At 56.5% G+C, this 16928-nt stretch carries 13 protein-coding genes and 1 tRNA gene; 2 read left to right on the top strand and 12 right to left on the bottom strand.

The genetic code is table 11. From position 1 onward, the window contains the following. Nucleotides 1-60: 60 nt before the first annotated feature. From ABRP98_RS03795 to ABRP98_RS03780, 4 genes are all read right to left on the bottom strand, one after another. Nucleotides 61-1653 carry a hypothetical protein gene (locus ABRP98_RS03795; RefSeq protein WP_349857580.1) on the bottom strand — a complete coding sequence of 531 codons (1593 nt, stop codon included), beginning with the start codon at nucleotides 1651-1653 and terminating at the stop codon, nucleotides 61-63. Nucleotides 1654-2237: 584 nt separating this feature from the next. Continuing rightward, nucleotides 2238-2621 (bottom strand): hypothetical protein, encoded by a 384-nt coding sequence (locus tag ABRP98_RS03790; RefSeq protein WP_349857578.1) that lies wholly within the window; start codon nucleotides 2619-2621, stop codon nucleotides 2238-2240. Between the two features lie 62 nt (nucleotides 2622-2683). Continuing rightward, nucleotides 2684-3853 (bottom strand): aminotransferase class I/II-fold pyridoxal phosphate-dependent enzyme, encoded by a 1170-nt coding sequence (locus ABRP98_RS03785; RefSeq protein WP_349857577.1) that lies wholly within the window; start codon nucleotides 3851-3853, stop codon nucleotides 2684-2686. After that, entirely contained in the window at nucleotides 3850-4566 is a 717-nt protein-coding gene (locus ABRP98_RS03780; protein ID WP_349857575.1) for a 6-carboxyhexanoate--CoA ligase, read from the bottom strand. The genes ABRP98_RS03785 and ABRP98_RS03780 overlap by 4 nt, the downstream gene beginning before the upstream one ends. A gap of 254 nt (nucleotides 4567-4820) precedes the next feature. Between ABRP98_RS03780 and ABRP98_RS03775 the strand changes: the two genes are divergently transcribed. Next, nucleotides 4821-4893, top strand: a tRNA-Asn gene (locus tag ABRP98_RS03775). A gap of 219 nt (nucleotides 4894-5112) precedes the next feature. Here ABRP98_RS03775 and ABRP98_RS03770 read toward each other — a convergent pair. The 4 genes from ABRP98_RS03770 to ABRP98_RS03755 all read right to left on the bottom strand — a co-directional run bounded on the left by ABRP98_RS03770 (nucleotide 5113) and on the right by ABRP98_RS03755 (nucleotide 10640). Continuing rightward, nucleotides 5113-6486: an NAD-dependent succinate-semialdehyde dehydrogenase gene (locus tag ABRP98_RS03770; protein ID WP_284853548.1), complete on the bottom strand. Its 1374-nt coding sequence runs from the start codon at nucleotides 6484-6486 to the stop codon at nucleotides 5113-5115. 122 nt (nucleotides 6487-6608) lie between these two features. Then, nucleotides 6609-7814, bottom strand: coding sequence for an oxygenase MpaB family protein (locus ABRP98_RS03765; protein ID WP_349857573.1), 1206 nt, complete (start codon nucleotides 7812-7814; stop codon nucleotides 6609-6611). A 33-nt stretch (nucleotides 7815-7847) separates the two neighbouring features. Further along, complete coding sequence (locus ABRP98_RS03760; RefSeq protein WP_349857571.1) at nucleotides 7848-9224, bottom strand: oxygenase MpaB family protein; 1377 nt, start codon at nucleotides 9222-9224, stop codon at nucleotides 7848-7850. Nucleotides 9225-9281: 57 nt separating this feature from the next. Next, nucleotides 9282-10640, bottom strand: coding sequence for an oxygenase MpaB family protein (locus tag ABRP98_RS03755; protein ID WP_349857569.1), 1359 nt, complete (start codon nucleotides 10638-10640; stop codon nucleotides 9282-9284). A 404-nt stretch (nucleotides 10641-11044) separates the two neighbouring features. On the opposite strand from ABRP98_RS03755, the gene ABRP98_RS03750 reads away from it, so the two are divergent. Continuing rightward, entirely contained in the window at nucleotides 11045-12097 is a 1053-nt protein-coding gene (locus ABRP98_RS03750) for a PDR/VanB family oxidoreductase (protein WP_349857567.1), read from the top strand. Between the two features lie 75 nt (nucleotides 12098-12172). On the opposite strand, the gene ABRP98_RS03745 is transcribed toward ABRP98_RS03750, so the two are convergent. The 4 genes from ABRP98_RS03745 to ABRP98_RS03730 all read right to left on the bottom strand — a co-directional run bounded on the left by ABRP98_RS03745 (nucleotide 12173) and on the right by ABRP98_RS03730 (nucleotide 16746). Beyond that, nucleotides 12173-13096, bottom strand: a complete 924-nt coding sequence (locus ABRP98_RS03745) for a DMT family transporter (protein ID WP_023023362.1) — start codon at nucleotides 13094-13096, stop codon at nucleotides 12173-12175. Between the two features lie 145 nt (nucleotides 13097-13241). Further along, the gene (gene accC, locus ABRP98_RS03740) at nucleotides 13242-14618 is read right to left on the bottom strand and encodes an acetyl-CoA carboxylase biotin carboxylase subunit (protein ID WP_349857565.1); all 1377 of its coding nucleotides are present in this window, start codon (nucleotides 14616-14618) and stop codon (nucleotides 13242-13244) included. A 17-nt stretch (nucleotides 14619-14635) separates the two neighbouring features. Then, on the bottom strand, nucleotides 14636-15187 hold the full coding sequence (gene accB / locus ABRP98_RS03735; RefSeq protein ID WP_349857563.1) for an acetyl-CoA carboxylase biotin carboxyl carrier protein: 552 nt from the start codon (nucleotides 15185-15187) through the stop codon (nucleotides 14636-14638). A 2-nt stretch (nucleotides 15188-15189) separates the two neighbouring features. Next, entirely contained in the window at nucleotides 15190-16746 is a 1557-nt protein-coding gene (locus ABRP98_RS03730; RefSeq protein ID WP_284796367.1) for a hydroxymethylglutaryl-CoA lyase-like TIM-barrel protein, read from the bottom strand. Nucleotides 16747-16928 lie beyond the last annotated feature (182 nt).

The following is a 16928-nucleotide window of genomic DNA, read 5'->3' as shown; positions in this document are numbered from 1 at the left end:
AACCGCCTGACCTCAAACACAGAACTGAATACCGAGCCGAAAGCACAAACGGCTACACCACTACACGGGACTTGACCAGGGCGCAGTGTCGCGATACTCGCTTTCATCTCGTTCCCCGAGTAATTGAGGACTTTGCCCGCTGTCTTTTCCCCATTCATTTATCTGATCTCGGATTTTCTCCGCGTAATCTTCAATAGCAAGCTGGAAGTTAGCCGGCTTTTGCTTATCAAGAATGGAAACTACTTCAAGAGTAAAATCAATGATCTCAGCCCCAAGAGGTGCTAGAGCTGTTTCAGCTGTGTTCTCCGTCCGGGCGGAATGGACTGTTTGGTTACGATAATGCGCCATGCGGGTAAGCGCCCATTCAATATTCTCTGTAATCTCCACGATATGGGCGCTAACGGAATCGCCCGAGTTATACTTTTTGGCAGCCTCACGGAACCGCCAGTACGCCAGCGGAGAAAGATACGGTCTCAGCTCGGCAAAATCGTCAGTATTTTTGATGAGGTACTGGTGAAAATCAAACAGGTTGAGGTTTCGGACCTTCGTTATTTCACTAACGCCTAATTTCTCATCATCTTTTTCATTATTCATGTTCGAAAGTTCGACTCTAAGCATCTTCCGACAATCCAGGACTATACCTCTCGATGCCGCTCTTGAACCTAATAATGAGATTTTCTCAATGACCTTCTTCTGAGCATCAGTACTGCCAGAGAAAAAGCTTTCAAGAGCAATCCAGGCGAAAAGGACACTAACAGTTTTCGATCGTTCTGTTTTTAGACGCGAAGCGAAACGAAGCGAATTCGAAATTGCAGAATAAGAATTAACGGGCAACGGCTGGAGCTCATCATGAACCCTGGTGTCACCTTGCTTCCTAGTCTGCCTGTTCGCTAATACGTAAAGAACAAGTACCTTGCGCTTGACGCCAATCCGCTTACCCCGATTCGCGACATTCACTAGATCTACAATTTGATCCGCCAAGACTAAAGCTTTTTCGCGAGCGCCATCTTCGTCCCAAGCTTCAACCTTCACAATTGCGATTACACAACCTGGAGTTTTAGCCTGGCTTCTCCGTGCCTTTGGTTTGATAACACTGCCCCAGTGTTTCTTACAAAAACTTTTAAGCAGGCTCGTATCTGCCTCAGAAAACCAGCGTTCACGCCCTTTCCTGATGATTTTGATGCGTGTCCGAACTTCTTCTGGCAGTTTCTCAAATCTATCTATTTTATGGGTGCCATCCAAGACGATAGCAACCTCATATTCCTGCTGTTTTTCCAGCATTAATTGTTTCAGTACAGCAATAAAATTTTGTGGACCTAATACTGAAAGCTCTCCCAAACGGGCACTAAAAGAACGCAAGGTTTGCCGCGCTGACCGCCCATTATCTACAAGACTTCTTGAAATAGCAATGAGAGAACTATCTATATGCCTGTACTGCTTATCCTCGCCAAAACGGCTGTTAATCGCACGATCTAATTTTTTCAACGCACGTTGCAGATAGTGCATATTCATTTCATTAAGTGAATTTTTGAGACATTCTTCAAGCTCATTCGCGTTCGTAGAAATAAATTCAGTTCTGCCATTAATTCCACTAGCTTTTGACTTGGGTATCTTATCGAGCTCTTTCAGAAATACACCTAAATAATCCTTCAAGTCAGACGTTTCTTCGAAGTTTGACTGAATGAAAGAAAGGCGTCATAGGATCTAAAAGTTCTACAACCGTTGAATCGCGAACCCAGTTTTCGTGGTCTCGCTCTTGTCAACCAAACCTAGAACATCTCGAGAGCTCGCTCTCAAACTAGATCCTCTCCCCACATTATTTGAGGGTCCCCGCCAAGCAGGCAGGAACCCTCAAATCGCGTGTAAACACGCCTTTTCTCTAGTAGCAATAACCCGACTTCTCCAAAGCGGACTATCACCTCTGATAGTTATCATCGTATTCCTCTTACTTCGTAACAGCAAGACGAACACGGATTAAATTTTTATTTTGGGCCCCTCCGCCAGTAATAGCCTCGGCCCCACCACTAGGTCATGAACGCATGTGGAAGCCCCAAATAAAGCTCTGGAGCCTACGCGGCTCCAGGCGACAACGTTCCGGTATCCGGCTCGTCGTAGTGAAAGCTTAACTGGTCCCGCTGACAATTTTCAATAGAGCAGTAGCCATATTTCCTGGGGTTCTTCACCAACGATCAACCGCCATCGAGTATCTCCGTTCCCGCTGGCGGAACCTCCTTTTCTCAAGGCATCGCGGTCCACTCGATGTCTTCGAAACCCCAGTCGGAGAAATGCCAGGTGATGGTCTCGGTGGCATCGGTAAGCGCGTGTTCCATTGTCTCTTCATCGTCACCGGTAACGGAGAGCTCGAGCATCACTGAAGTATCTTCTTCGTCCAATAGCCCCACGTCCAAGGGGCCGCCATCGTCGAGGCCGGACACAAAGCGCGCGGTCCAATTATCGCCGCCAAAGAAACTGGAATCATCTTCTATAGCGTGCTTTTCCTCCAAGTCCCATATGGCTTCAATAATGTCCCAGTTACCGGTAATTGCAGCGGATAGCTCGGCGTCACGCCCGTACAGCACCAGCTCGCGGAGCCACGAATAGTCAATAATGAAGCTGCTCATAATGCCTGCCAGTGTATGCGACGAGGGCCTCGTTCCTTGGACGCACTCACCTAGCGTTTTACTTATAAACCCAACTGTTCAAGTTCTGTGCAGAGAGCATCGATCTGCGCCCGCGTATGGGTTGCCATGAGGGTAACGCGGAGTATCGCAGCGCCACGTGCAACAGTTGGCCACCGGATTGCCGGGACGATAAATCCACGATCCAGCAGTGCAGCGCTAGCGTCCATTGCGGCGGCCTCATCGCCCACGTGCACGGGGATAATGGGCCCTTGCTGTGGCGTAGTACCGCGTGTGTTGTGCCAATAAGAAATATTGTCCTGCAGTTGGCTAATCAGGCTGGGATCAGACTCAATGAGTTTTAGCGCCGCAAGCACAGCGGCAGAGGTGGCTGGCGTGGGCGAGGTCGAAAACACGAAGGACCGGGCTTGTTGCCGCAAGAGCTGCGCCACCGGCTTACTCGTTGCAACGAGCCCGCCTTCAGCACCAAGCGCCTTGCTAGCGGTAATAAGTTGGATATCGGGCTGGACGCCGAAATATTCTGGGAGGCCAAAGCCGCGGTCACCGACGGTGCCGAATGAATGAGCATCATCGACCATAAGCCAGGCGCCGTATTTGCGCGCCACCCGCGATAGCTCAGGCAAGGGTGCAAGCACCCCGTCCATGGAAAAGAGGCCATCGGTAATAACCAAGGCATACTTGGTGGTCCTGTTAGCCAAGGCATCTTCCACAGCGCAGGTATCGCGGTGCGCCGTAACGAAGAGGGAGGAGCCACTCGCCTTTGCGAGCCGGCAGCCATCGATGATGCTGGCGTGGTTGCGCGCATCGGAAATAATGGTGAGCTCGGGCGAGGCCAACGCCTGCAACGTCGATAGATTGGCCTGATACCCGGTGGCAAAGAACACCGAGTCTGGATACCCAGTCAGCCGGGCCGCAGCAGCCTCTACCGCAACGTGTAATTCAGACGTACCGGTGGTCAGTCGCGAGCCGCCTGAACCTGCGCCGTAGTGATCAACGCTGTCCTTTACGGCGCTTTTAATCTCCGGATGCTCTGCCAGGCCCAGGTAATTCGACGAGCTAAAGAGCACCGCGTCTTTGGCTGTCTTCCCGGCGGCCGTCCGCAAGGAGCTTTCCGGCACTTGTCCACTTCCAAAAACCGAAGGGCTGCGCCACAGGCCGTCTTCTCGCCACTTGTCCAGGCGCGCAGATGCGACTTGTTCTAGGCTCTCGTTCACTTTTCTGCCCCAAAATCCACGAGTACGGCGCGGTTTTCCAGATAATCAATCAACGCTTCAATATCGGCGCCTGGTTTGATGATGAAGGCCCGCGCTCCCTCATCCGATCCAGGCTCTTTAATGCGTGGAAGGCGGTGGTACGTGTCATCTATGCAGACGTAACCGGTGGTATAGGCCGGGTCATCAGACACACAGACCTCTGCTAGAACATCGGGGTGCGCGGCTACCTTGCTCGCAAGAACGATGGCCTCACGGGCCGCGTCCTTGCCTTTGAAAGCCGCGTCTTGAGCATTGTGCGCGTCCATGTGGCTCACGCGGACGCCGCGCTGTGCGTCTGGCTCGCAGCGCTTACCTGTATCGGCTGCAATCAGCATCGCACCGCGCATATTCCTAGCGGTAAACGTCTCTTCAATGACTACCTGGGAATGAGCGGTCATGGGGCGCAATAGTTCCTCGATGACGTCCCTAGCCTGCGAGGGCGATTGCACCGCTTCTTCTTTTACTCCTACGGAAGGGACGTGCAGAATATCGGACTCAGTCAAAGCCTCCACGGTGATGAAGGTATTTTCCGCCATTCCCTTCGGGTGCGCCAAAGCACGCTCGGATAACGCCGCACAGACCGCCGGAACCTCGTGTTCCCTGACAATTCGCTCTGCTCCCGAAATGTGCTGGCCTGCGGAATCAGACCGCATTCGCACTGAGAAATAAGTCATAATCTGAGGGTACCGGACGTATTGAACGGTGTTCAGGAAAAGGGAAAATTAGCGGGACTCGGCCAAACTCCAGGTCTTGGTTCCAACATAGGAACGCACAAGCAATGCGCTTGCCGATGTCTCCTCCCCCTCACCCCACGTTCCACAGCCCTATTTTTCCTGCTAACCAGGCGATTTGTGTGAAAACGGCGTTAGGCTATATAGTTAATTCTCGTTGCACAGAGAACGACACGTTCGAAGTACAACATGAATATTCCTCCATAGCTCAGTTGGCAGAGCATTCGACTGTTAATCGAAGGGTCACTGGTTCGAGCCCAGTTGGAGGAGCACAGTACATCCCGCCCAGCATCGCGCTGAGCGGGATTTTTCGTATGTGCGAAGCAACTTGAGTTCGGAGTTCAGAGGGTCGCGGCGGATGCACAGAGCTAAAACCAGCAATGCGGACAGCCAAAAGGGGCCTAGCCATTCAAGGCTAGGCCCCTTCTCTACTGCACTCTATGCGCTCACTGCAGGCTCAGGGAGCGCTGAGCGAGCGTCAACGAACAATTAGTCGTTGATGTAGAGGTACTGCTTGTTCACGAACTCATCCAGTGCGAAGACGGAGAGCTCGCGGCCGAAGCCGGAGTTCTTAACGCCACCGAATGGCAGTACTGGGGAGAAGTACTGGCCCAGGTTGACGTGAATCATGCCGGTCTCGATCTGGTCAGCAACCTTGGTGGCGCGCTCGGTGTCATCGGAGAAGACGGCACCGCCCAGGCCGTAGTTGGAGTTGTTGGCCAGCTCTACGGCTTCCTTTTCGGAGGAAACCTTGTAGATCTCTGCTACTGGGCCGAAGAACTCTTCGTAGTAGGAGTCGGAACCAACTGGGACATCGGTAAGCACGGTCGGCTCGTAGTACGCAGCCGTCTCGTGCAGGTTGCCGCCGGTGCGAACCTTAGCGCCGTTGTCCACAGCGTTCTTGACCTGCTTGTCCAAGTTCTCTGCTGCATCGCGGGAGGACATTGGGTAGTACTGGTTGTCGCCCGGCTCGGTTGGATCAGCCTGCTTCATGCCCTCAGCAATGCGGACCATTTCATCAACGAACTCGTCGTAGATGTCATCCATGACGATGATGCGCTTGTTGGAGGTACAAGCCTGGCCGACGTTCTCGATGCGCTTGACCCAAGCTTCCTCGGCAGCCTTGGTGACATCGGCTGCATCCAGGATGATGTAAGGGTCGGTGCTGCCAAGCTCCAGCACAACCTTCTTCAGGTTGCGGCCGGCGATCTCAGCAACAGCGGCACCAGCGCGCTCGGAACCGGTCAGGGATACACCCTGGACACGCTTGTCTGCGATGATCTCTTCAATCTGCTCGTGGTTTGCGTAAGCGTTAATGTATACGCCCTCTGGCAAACCAGCCTCGCGGAAGATTTCCTCGATGACTGCAGCAGACTTCGGGGTAATTTCGGCGTGCTTCAAAATAATGCAGTTGCCGTTCATCAGGTTAGGGCCGGCGAAGCGGGCAACCTGGTAGAAGGGGTAGTTCCACGGCATAATGCCCAGCAGGGTACCAATTGGCAGGCGACGAAGGGTGGCCTTACCACCTGGCACGTCAACCGGCTGGTCCTTGTTGTGCTCTGGGGCGTTGTCTGCGTAGAACTGCAGGATGTCGCCGGAGAAGTTAATTTCCCACTCGCCTTCTGGAGTGGACTTACCCATCTCCTGTGCGGCAATCTGAGCTAACTCGCCCTTGCGCTCCTTGAGCAGCTCCGCTGCGCGGGACACAATCTTGGCGCGCTCCTCAATTGGGGTCTCGCGCCAGGTCTGGAAAGCCTCGTTGGACTTAGCCAGAACCTCTTGCACCTGCTCATTGGTAAGGGTGTCGAATTTCTCTACTACTTCATTGGTAGCGGGGTTAGTTACCGCAAAATCCTTAGACATTAATGGATCCCTTTCTAATTGGTTTCTTGGAATCACTGTGGTGGCGAACACGCTTCGTGTGCGCCTGCCCACAAGAATACTCAAGTTCTATTGACGTGTCACCCATGAAAATGGGGATTCTTTTAGGAGGCCGCGACGACCGAGCCGTCCTTCATCTTGATGCCCTCATCCTGCTTCATATAGGTGGCATCGCGGGTGAGCATCTGGCGCACCGCCTCCTCATTCTTCTGGATTTCCGCCTCGAGCGCCTCCGGATCTTGGCGGAGGAGGTCAAAGCGCTCTTGCACCAGCGGAGCCTGCATTTCCAGGATGGGGCGCATCACGGAGTTGTCCACGCCGCAGGCATCGGCGACCTCATCGCCGTGAATGATGCGCACGTGTGCAGCGGTCCAGTCCGCCAAGGTGTCATCGGGCATACCCGTGAGTTCCTTAGCATTGACGACGAATCCGTGTATGAGGGCGTCGACAAGCTTGCGGGCCGACTCGTTGATCTCGCCGTCGACAGTATGGATGGCGTCCATGGTTTCCTGGGAAGCCTCTACCCCATCTTCGCCTTCGAAAAGGTCCGTAGAAATGCCCAGCATGCGCCCGGCAATTTTCCACAGGTAGAACGCGTCCTTCTCTTCCTCCGCGGTGAGCTTCCACCCCATGTTTCGCAGGCCCGCGTACGGAATATAGGTGAAGTCGAACCAGGTGCGCAGCATGTCGAACTCGCTGATCGGCGCACCGTAGTGGGAGTAGTCCAGTTCCTTGCGGGTGTGCACGCGCCGCACGTGTGCGTGGATGGCGCGCACCATGCCGGTGTGCATGAAACCCTCACCACCAGGCTGCAGGGCATCCGGCAGGTAGAGCGAATAGGTCCAGTTGGTGGTGTAGGCAAGGCGCTTGACGGCGCCATCAGTAAGCTCACCGGTATTGACCAGCAAGTCTGCAATCGCCGGGGTGGAATAGGTGTGGACCAGCGAGCCCGGGCCCAGCGCCAGGCCGTGGCTGAGCGGCGGGATGGACAAGTAGACGCGGCGCCCGCGCTCCAACTTCTCTGCATCGATGCCGTCGAGGGCCTTGGTCATATCCTCGATGAGGGCAGCAACCTCTGGGAAAGTCTCGTCGTTGGCTGTACCGCGCGCGAGGGCATCGCGCAGGTTAGGCATGATTTCTTTGACGGTGTGGCCGCTAGTAAATAGCGCATCGGCTACTGGGTCCATCTTCCAGAAAGCCTCGTGGTAGCGGTCGGCGCGCTCTTTGCCAAAGGAGGCGATGAATTCTTCCTTATCGCCGCGACCGGCAGGCCACTCGCCTACGGTGCCTAGGGACATATTGGTGGTCATGGTGTTCTCCTCTGAGAATGTTGTGGAGATGGGTTAGCTGCGAGCTTCTTTAGAGTCATCGTGCAGCGTGTAATCGGACTTGGTCTCTGGCTCGTTTTTCGCGATGTGCGCCTTAATCACCGCGGTGACATCGGACCATGGCGGCTTATTCTTATTAGCGCGCTTAATCTTTGCTTTTTGCGCACCCGGCAGCTTGTCCCGCAGGCGGGCAACCTTGGCCTCTGCCCGCGCTGCCCCCTGATAGAGCAGGGCCCACGGCTTAAGGTTCACCTTTTCCCAACGCGTGCCCTTGACCATAAACTTGGTGTCTTCCACACCGCAGATGGTGGTCAGCGCACCCAAAGCCACATTGGGGACCAGCGGGTGGATGGTTTCGAGAATGCTCATCAACGCGGTGGCAACGCGCTCATGGTAGGTGGAAGAATATCCGCCATTGGCGTAGATATAATCCGTCATCTTGCGCATTTCATCGCCGTTCTTGGGGATAAGCCGCTCTTCAGCACCCATCATATAAAGGATATATCCCCAGTACTGGGCCACATCATCCCAGTCTTGGCCGGAGTGCGGGCGGCCAAAGCGCTCGTCGATGGCCAACGGCATCATCCCGAACCATCCCTCACCGGAGACCAGGAAGCTGGAGCCGATTGGCCGGCCGAATTCGTTGTAGTGCTCCTTGCCCCACATCTTCTCCAAACCGCGATTGGCCTGGGAATGCAGCAGGCGCACGCGCACGGCAGCCTTGCGGCCTTCACCGAAGCGGTCAAAGACGTCCTTCTTGCCCAAGTCCGTGAAGAATTGCGCAGTTTCAATAGAGCGCTGCATGGCCTTGAACTCGAACATCCCGGTCTCACCCGTGGCCGCCGACGTGCGGTCCTCCATCGTGGTGGCCCAGTACGCGAAGGCAATAGCCAGAACCTCTGAGGTGCGTGTGACGTTGTAGTAGGCCACGCGGCCGCGCTCTGCGGCCTCGAGATCCAGCCACTCCGGAATGCGGTCTACCTCTTTAAAGAAGTCCACCAGTTCCGGGGCCGGGTCCTCTACCGTCTCGATGCCGTGGTTGAGCGCCTGCTCAAACTTGGCGCGCGATTCCTTGGCACCGTCGCGGCGGAAGGCCTCCGCCAGCTTTTCGCCGGTCTCGTCGGTCTGCCACATGTGGTCATCGAGAAGCTTGGTTTGCAGGCTGTCGTAGCCTGCCCACTCATCTTCTACCGTGTGCCAGGAGTCAAAGACATTGTGCCGAAGCTCCGACCAGCCTGGCGTCGCGGTGCGACGCTTCGGCGCCGGGCGCAGGTCCATGCCATCGCGGTAGAAGTAGCGGAAATCCTCATAGGGATTATCGGACATGGGCAGAACCTTTGGTTCCGCCTGCGACGTGTTGGCAACGTCAGAAGTATCTGTGGGAGCAGTCATTGTGTTTTATTCCCTTTCTTACTATTAAGCTTTGGTAACTAGCAGCAAGCGCAGAGGCTAGTTCCGGTGGGCTTCCTTGGAGTCATCGTGCAGGGTCCACTCGGCCTTGACGTCTGGCTCATGGTTATTGATGTGCTCTTGCACTTCTTCCAGCGCATTGATCCACAGCGGGCGACCTTGCGCGGCGTTGCGCTTCTTGTATTCCTCCGCGCCAGGTTTTTCATCGGCTTCGCGGGCTTCCTTTGCCTCCGCGCGCGCCTTGGCTTCGAAGTCTTTGGCCGCCTGGGAAAAGTCCATATCGGCCCAGCGAGTTCCTTCCACCATGAACTTGGTGTCCTCTTCTCCCACCAGCGTGGCCAGCGAGCCCAACATTTCTAGTGGAAGGTCCGGATTCATCTGTTCCACGATGGACATCAGTGCCGTAGCCACCCGCTGGTGGTACGTCGAAGAACGCCCGCCGTTTGCGTAGATGAAGTCAGTCATCTTACGCATCTCATCGCCGGTCTTAGGAATGATGCGCTCTTCCCCGCCCATCATGTACAGCACATATGCCCAGTACTGGGCGACGTCGTCCCAGTCCTGGCCGGAGTGGGGGCGTCCGAAAAGCTCGTCGATGGCCAGCGGCATGAGCGCGAACCAACCTTCGCCGGAGACCAGGAAGCTGGAGCCAATCGGCCGACCGAATTCGTTGTAGTGCTCCTTGCCCCAAAGCTTTTCCAGACCGCGGTTTGCCTGGGCGTGCAGCAGGCGGACATGGACTGCGGATTTGCGGCCTTCCCCAAAGCGGTCAAAGACGTCCTGTTTGCCCAAGTCCACGAAGAACTTGGAGGTCTCCAGTGCACGTTGCATCGCCTTGAACTCGAACATCCCAGTCTCACCCGTGGCCGCAGAGGTGCGGTCTTCCATGGTGGTGGCCCAGTAGCCAAAGTTGAAGGTGAGAAGGTCCGCGCTCGGGGTGGCGTTGTAATAGGCTACGCGCCCGCGCTCAGCGGCTTCGAGGTCGATCCAGTCTGGGATTTTATCGACCTGTTCGAAGAAGGCCACCAATTCCGGTGATGGATCCTCAACGGTCTCGATTCCTTCATTCAGCGCCTGCTCAAATTTGGCGCGCGATTCCTTTGCGCCATCGCGGCGGAAGGACTCCGCCAAAGCGGCACCCTGCTCATCGGTTTGCCACATGTGATCATCGAGCAAACGCGTTTGCGGGGTGTCGTAACCTTCCCACTCATCGTGGACGGTGTGCCAGTGGTCAAAGATATTGTGGCGCAAGGTGGACCAGCCGGGCTTGTCCACGCGGCGCTTCGGCGATGGGCGGAGATCCATGCCATCGCGGTAGAAGTAGCGGAAATCCTCATAGGGATTATCGGACATGGGCAGAACCTTTGGTTCCGTCCGAGTTTCGGTAGGAGCAGTCATGGGGAGTGAACAACCTTTCCAATCTTGGTGCTACACCACACACATTTCCTGAGTATGTGGTCTAGTTCACCATTTAGCTGTGCCCGTAAGCCTATAGAGACATTGCCCTCCACTGCAATGAATTTTGTATCCAATTTTCCGGGAAATTACCGGGCGTCAGAACCGCCGCTACACCCGCCTTCGCAGCACCTATCCTCTCCTGCGCAAATAGTAAAAATGGCAACCTTGGCAGATTTTGCAAACCTTTTGCCTGCTCACCCCATATAGGTGTACTAAACGCACACGTGTCCGCTATGCGAACACTTTTGTAACCTGTATCTCCCTTTAGGCTGTACCATGACGTGCATTACATACAGTGAATTGGCAATGAACCACAGCCACGAAAGCGAGGTCTATTCACCCCTATGCCTAGTTCTCCTTCCCAACCCGCACCCCAGCTTGCCGATGCCCCCTCCACCACCGCCACGGTGCAAAACGTCACCGCCGTAGCCGATGACCTTGCGGTCATCGAATTTTCGCTGGACGGTGATGCTCCGCTTGCTGAATACTCCCCCGGTTGCCACGTCGATATCACCCTCCCGGGAGCAAATGGCGAGATACTTACCCGGCAATACTCGGTTTTTGAGCTGACCGATTCCTCTACTCCTGCCGCTGGCCAACAAAAACGGCCAACGTACGGCGTCGCGGTAAAGCGGGAGGAAAACTCCACGGGTGGATCGATTGCGATGCTCAAACTGCGCTGCGGAGATAGCTTTGAAATCTCGCAGGCATTTAATAACTTCGAGCTCGTGGCACACGCCGGCTACTACGTCTTGGTTGGCGCCGGCGTGGGCATTACCCCCATGCTCTCGATGGCCCAATCCCTCGAGCGCGAGAACAAGCCGTATATCGTGCTCTTTTTCGCACGCGATGAACACCAGGCGGTGCTGCTCGAGCAATTGCGCGAAACCTGCGGCGATAAGCTCATTGAGGCCTTTGGCCGATCACGCGAAAAGCAGGCAGATATCTACCGGCATCTGCTGGGCCAAGCGCCGAAGGAGACGGCCTTTTATGTCTGCGGCCCGCAAGGCTTCATGGATTCCGCCAAAGAAGTCGCGCTCGAGTATTTACCCGAGCACGCTTTTCACTGGGAGAACTTCCACCCCGATCTAAAAGCACTGTCCGGTGAGAAAAACGCCGGAGCCGGCGACGGCCCGTTCGAAGTAGAATTTTGCGGCGAGACAGTAGAAATCCCAGAGAATAAGACGGTCCTAGAGGTCCTTGAGGAACTCGATCTACCCGTAAAATCGCGCTGCCTGGAAGGCACGTGCAGCACCTGCATCATGCGCGTGGTCGACGGCGAACCAGATCACCGCGATTCCGTCTATGACGCGAAAATGTATGCCGATGGGGCCTTCGCCCCGTGCGTCTCCCGCGCGCTAAGCCCCAAGCTCACCTTGGAGCGCTGGCGGCAATAAACCCAGCTCCCATACGCTGCTCGAGCGAGGAAGCTGGGCTGGGAAAATTGGGGCATCGGCAAGCGCAGCACCTCCCTATAGGGCGCGCACCATAATCACACCGATGATGACCAAGACCAAGCCAATGATGCGGTGTACCGGCGGCAGGCCGCGCTCGGCATTGCCCCAGCCCAACGACTCAATGACCTGGCCGCAAATGATTGAGCCCACCAGTGAGCCGATAACCGTCGTGCCGGTGCCGATCATGGGCGACAGCGTCGCGCCTCCCACCACAAAGAGCGCGCCGAGCACACCGCCGAGCCACATCCACCAAGGCCCGGGTGCGATACCGCTCAAAAGGGCACGACGGGGAGCCTTCCACCCCAGGGTGAGCAGGGCCAATAGAATCACTCCAACGCCCAGGGAAATGACGCTGGCGGGCATGGGGCTATGCAACGCACCTCCCAGGTAGCCGTTGACGGCGGTTTGGGTGGCGGAGCCCATGCCGATGAGCACACCGAAGACACGCCACAGCCACAGCGAAAGCCCGGTGGCTTGCGCACGCGTAGTGACGGCACCCCGGCCTATTTCTAATACCAAGGCGATGCCGCCCACAACGATAAGCGCGCCGAGGACGCGCAGCGGGCCGACCGGCACCAACGGCGATTCAAAAAGGCCGGTCAGGTCATAAATTAGGCCCATCGTTACCTGGCCCAAGATGGGAAGAATGACGGTCTCTACGCTGCCGATGCGCGGGAAGAGCAGGATATTTCCCACGATGAAGGCCACGCCCATAAAGCCGCCGAGCCACACCCACCACGGTTGCGCAGCCGCCAGCGCTAGGTCCGGTATCGCATCACCGGTGACAATGAGCGCGAGGATGGCGGAGACGGCAAAGCCGATAATGAAGGAGAAGAACCCGGCGGCGATGGGCGAGCCCACGGACTCGCGCAGACGCGTATTAATGGCCGTTTGCGCCGGGACGATGGCGCCGACCAGCATGGCGGCGATAACCAACATTGTTTTTCCTTCCCCACAGGTTTGGGTCTAAGCAAAGCCTGGGACTAGGCGTGACATAGAGATGTAATTTTAGAGACTTAAAATGCAAAAGAGTGCAGGCCGGCACAAAGCGGAACCTGCACTCTCTCGCTAGAAGGAGCCGGGTTTAGTCATCCGTAGGGATGGAGTCGGTACCTTCCAGCAGCTTGGCAACATAACCAGTGTTGAACTCGCCGCTGCGGAACTTTTCACTGTCCAACAGCATGGCCTGGAATGGCGCCGTGGTGACAACGCCTTCTACCTGCAGCTCGTCGATGGCGCGCAGCATACGGGTAATGGCCTCATCGCGGTCTTCTGCCCATACGATGAGCTTGCCCACCATGGAGTCATAGAACGGCGGAATGGTGTAGCCCGTTTCGATATGGGTATCCATGCGCACACCAAAACCACCTGGCACGCGGTAGTGTTCGATCTTGCCCGGCCGCGGCGCGAAGTTCTGGTTCGGATCCTCGGCGTTGATGCGGCACTCGATGGCATGGCCACGAATCTCCACATCATCCTGGGTGATGGACAACTTCTGCCCGGAGGCAATGCGCAACTGCTCCTTGATGAGGTCCACACCGGTGATCATCTCCGTTACGGGGTGCTCCACCTGGATGCGGGTGTTCATCTCGATGAAGTAGAACTTATCCTCGGTGTTATCGAAGACGAACTCGATGGTTCCGGCGTTCCTGTACTTCACCTCTTTACACAGGTTAATCGCGGCTTCCTGCATTTCCTGGCGCAGCTCATCAGTCAGCACCGGCGAAGGGCCTTCCTCAATGAGCTTCTGGTTGCGTCGCTGCGAAGTGCAGTCGCGCTCTCCCAGGGCGACGGCATTTTCGCCATCGGCCAGCACCTGGATCTCGATGTGGCGGATATCCGTCAAGAAGCGCTCGATGTAGACCGACGGGTCATTGAACGCGGACTCTGCCTCGTTCATGATCTCGTTGAGGTCCTTTTCCAGCGTGTCCTCGGATTCCACGACGCGCATTCCGCGTCCACCACCACCGGCGGCAGCCTTAATCAGCAGCGGGAAGCCGGTCTCGCGGGCAACCTCAAGCGCCTCGTCGAACTCGGTGACCACGCCATCGGAGCCCGGCGCGGTGGGAACACCGGCGGACTTAGCGATGCGCTTAGCTGCGATCTTGTCACCCATCAAGCCGATGTGTTCAGCCGAAGGGCCAACAAAGCCGATCTCTTCTTCTTCCACCATGCGGACAAAGTCCGGCTTTTCGGACAAGAAGCCGTAGCCAGGGTGAATGGCATCCGCTTTGTACGCCATAGCGGCAGAAATAACCAGCTCAGGGCTGTTGTAGCTCTTGGAAACATTCGCTGGGCCGATGCAGACTGCTTGATCGGCGAGCTTTACCGGCAAGGAGTCCTTATCGCCTTCGGAATAAGTAAGGATGGACTTGATGCCCAATTCCTTGCAGGCGCGAATGATGCGAAGCGCAATCTCACCGCGGTTAGCAATGAGCACGCTACCTAATAGATCTGACATATTTTCCTCCAGGTCGATTACTTCGGCTGGATGACCATGATGGGCTGGCCGTGCTCCACGGCGTCCTCGTTATCAACGAGGATCTCCTTCACGGTGCCGGCAACCTTGGACTCGATGTTATTCATCAGCTTCATAACCTCGACGATGCACAGCACCTGGCCAACCTCGACCTCGTCGCCGACCTTGACGAACGGATCTGCGCCCGGCTTCGGAGCAGCGTAGAAGGTACCGACCATGGGAGCCTTAACGGTCTCGCCCTCTGCGGACGGCTCACCGGAGCCGGAAGCCTTTGGCTCTTCCTTCGGTGCTTCCTCTTGTGCAGGAGCAGGCTTGGACTCAGGCTCAGCGGCAGGCGCGGAAGCCGGTGCGGCTTCCTGTGCTGGTGCTGCTGCTGGAGCTGCGGCCGGAGCGGCTTCCGGAGCCGGCGCCGGACGGTTCAGGCCGCCCGGGGTGCGGGACATCGCGAGCTCGACATCGCCGTACTTAATCTGCAGCTCTTGGATGTCATCAGAAAGGTTGGCCCACTTCAGCAGGGACTTCAGGTCGTGCAAGTTGGTGGAATCAGTCATGATTACTTTTCTCCTTTGGTGAGGTTGATTTCCAAGTCGGAAGTCTTGAGGTGGAAGTCGGTGGTATCGGAAGAGTCGTAGATTTGCTGTACCAGGGAGGTAAGGACGCCGCCCTTGACGCCTTCGCCCTCGCCGCCGCGGCCTTCGGCCACAAAGCGCTTCATCTCATCGACCTGGCTGCCGGCGAACATCACGCGCAGCAGCAGGGTGTCGATGTCCTCGTCCGGGTGAGCCTTCTTCAAATCCGGCAGAACCGGCTTGAGTTCTGGGATTTCCTCCGTGATTTCGGAGGAACCGTTGGCCATGATCTTCTCCAGCACGTCTGGGTCCAGCGGGGCGAGCGGCTCGCCGTAGTAACCCAAGGCGTACTTCTTAATTTCATTCGGGACCACGGAGTAACGGTCACCCGTCATCACATTCATGACGGCCTGGGTACCCACGAACTGGGCAAACGGCGTAATCATGATGGGGTATGCGAGCTCTTCGCGCACGCGAGCTACCTCGTACAGCAGCTCTTCGAAGCGGTCACCCAACCCAGCGGTTTCCAGCTGGGATTCGAAGTTGGTAAGCATGCCGCCGGGTAGCTGGTGCATGTAGTGCAGGCCATCGAATGCGCGCGGAACGCCTACTGGCTTATCTTCCGTATCGGCAATTTCCTGAATGCGCTCGCTGGCAGAATCGATGCGCTCATCGTCGACGTCCACCGTGTAACCCAGTGCGCGAAGGTCGCGCACCAAGGCCTGGGTGGCCGGCTGTCCCGGGCCATTAGCCAGAGGAGCGATGGAGGTGTGGATGGAATCCACGCCCAATTCCGCCGCGAAGAGGTAGGAAAGCGGCGACAGTCCGGTCAGCGAGTGGGTGTGAACCTCGAGCGGTACGTCACCGATGGAGCTGCGGATCGCCGGGATGAGGGTCTTCAAACGGTCCGGAGTAAGCAGGCCGCCGGCGTCCTTCAGCATGATGCGGTCTACATCGGTGCGCTCGAGCAGCTCCGTGGCTTTCCGCTTGTACAGGTCATCGGTGTGCACTGGGCTCAAGCAGTAGGACAATGCGCCGAAGGTTTCGGCACCGAGTTCCTTGGCCAGTTTGAGGCCCTGGTCGATGTTGTCGATGTCATTCAAGCCATCGAAGGAGCCGATCACACGGAAGCCATTGGCGTAGAGGCGCTCGGTCCAGTTCAAGATGGCGTCATCCGGCAGGAAGTCGAAAGAAGCCAGGTTCTTGGAACGAATGAGGGCGCGAAACTTGGTGCCCGGCGCGGCGTTCTCGTGCACGAGGCGAACGCGCTCCCACGGGTCTTCCTTGAGGTAGCGCACGGAGACGTCGAACTGGATGGGCGCTACCAAGTCCACGTGCTCGAAACCAGCGTTGGTGATGTCATCCAACAGCGAAAGGATGTGGCTCGTGGTCATGCGGGTGGCCCAGATGCTCTGGTGCGCATCACGCAGGGTGGTATCGATGATGTTGATCTTGCGCTCGCTATCGGCTGGGCGTCCGCCCGCGGCCATGATTTCGGCGAGGCCTTCTGTGCTTAGTTCCTCGGGACTAAGAGCAGTCATAAATCCCTCCTTAGGGTGTGGCTCCGGAAAGACTCGGTTGGTTCACAGTGATGGTTCACTTTGGTGGTTCAAGACTCTTCGAAAACCTTCCGTGTCGTGGCTCACACGCTACACCACACCTAAATTCTCGGTGCTGGAAATCCGGCCAGAAATGTCCTTTTCCTGCGAATTCCAAGCTCGTC

Origin of the sequence: Corynebacterium sp. KPL2838 (assembly GCF_040225455.1) — a bacterium.
Taxonomy (GTDB): domain Bacteria; phylum Actinomycetota; class Actinomycetes; order Mycobacteriales; family Mycobacteriaceae; genus Corynebacterium; species Corynebacterium rhinophilum.
The sequence above is the reverse complement of the archived record's forward strand: the minus strand, read 5'-3'. Positions and strand labels throughout refer to the sequence as shown.

What these genes read in the sequence shown, in the direction of transcription:
- ABRP98_RS03790 (WP_349857578.1), bottom strand. Translation starts at nt 2,621, where the DNA reads ATGAGCAGCTTCATTATTGACTATTCGTGGCTCCGCGAGCTGGTGCTG.
- ABRP98_RS03780 (WP_349857575.1), bottom strand. Translation starts at nt 4,566, where the DNA reads ATGACTTATTTCTCAGTGCGAATGCGGTCTGATTCCGCAGGCCAGCAC.
- ABRP98_RS03770 (WP_284853548.1), bottom strand. Translation starts at nt 6,486, where the DNA reads ATGTCTAAGGATTTTGCGGTAACTAACCCCGCTACCAATGAAGTAGTA.
- ABRP98_RS03765 (WP_349857573.1), bottom strand. Translation starts at nt 7,814, where the DNA reads ATGACCACCAATATGTCCCTAGGCACCGTAGGCGAGTGGCCTGCCGGT.
- ABRP98_RS03760 (WP_349857571.1), bottom strand. Translation starts at nt 9,224, where the DNA reads ATGACTGCTCCCACAGATACTTCTGACGTTGCCAACACGTCGCAGGCG.
- ABRP98_RS03755 (WP_349857569.1), bottom strand. Translation starts at nt 10,640, where the DNA reads ATGACTGCTCCTACCGAAACTCGGACGGAACCAAAGGTTCTGCCCATG.
- ABRP98_RS03750 (WP_349857567.1), top strand. Translation starts at nt 11,045, where the DNA reads ATGCCTAGTTCTCCTTCCCAACCCGCACCCCAGCTTGCCGATGCCCCC.
- ABRP98_RS03745 (WP_023023362.1), bottom strand. Translation starts at nt 13,096, where the DNA reads ATGTTGGTTATCGCCGCCATGCTGGTCGGCGCCATCGTCCCGGCGCAA.
- accC (WP_349857565.1), bottom strand. Translation starts at nt 14,618, where the DNA reads ATGTCAGATCTATTAGGTAGCGTGCTCATTGCTAACCGCGGTGAGATT.
- accB (WP_349857563.1), bottom strand. Translation starts at nt 15,187, where the DNA reads ATGACTGATTCCACCAACTTGCACGACCTGAAGTCCCTGCTGAAGTGG.
- ABRP98_RS03730 (WP_284796367.1), bottom strand. Translation starts at nt 16,746, where the DNA reads ATGACTGCTCTTAGTCCCGAGGAACTAAGCACAGAAGGCCTCGCCGAA.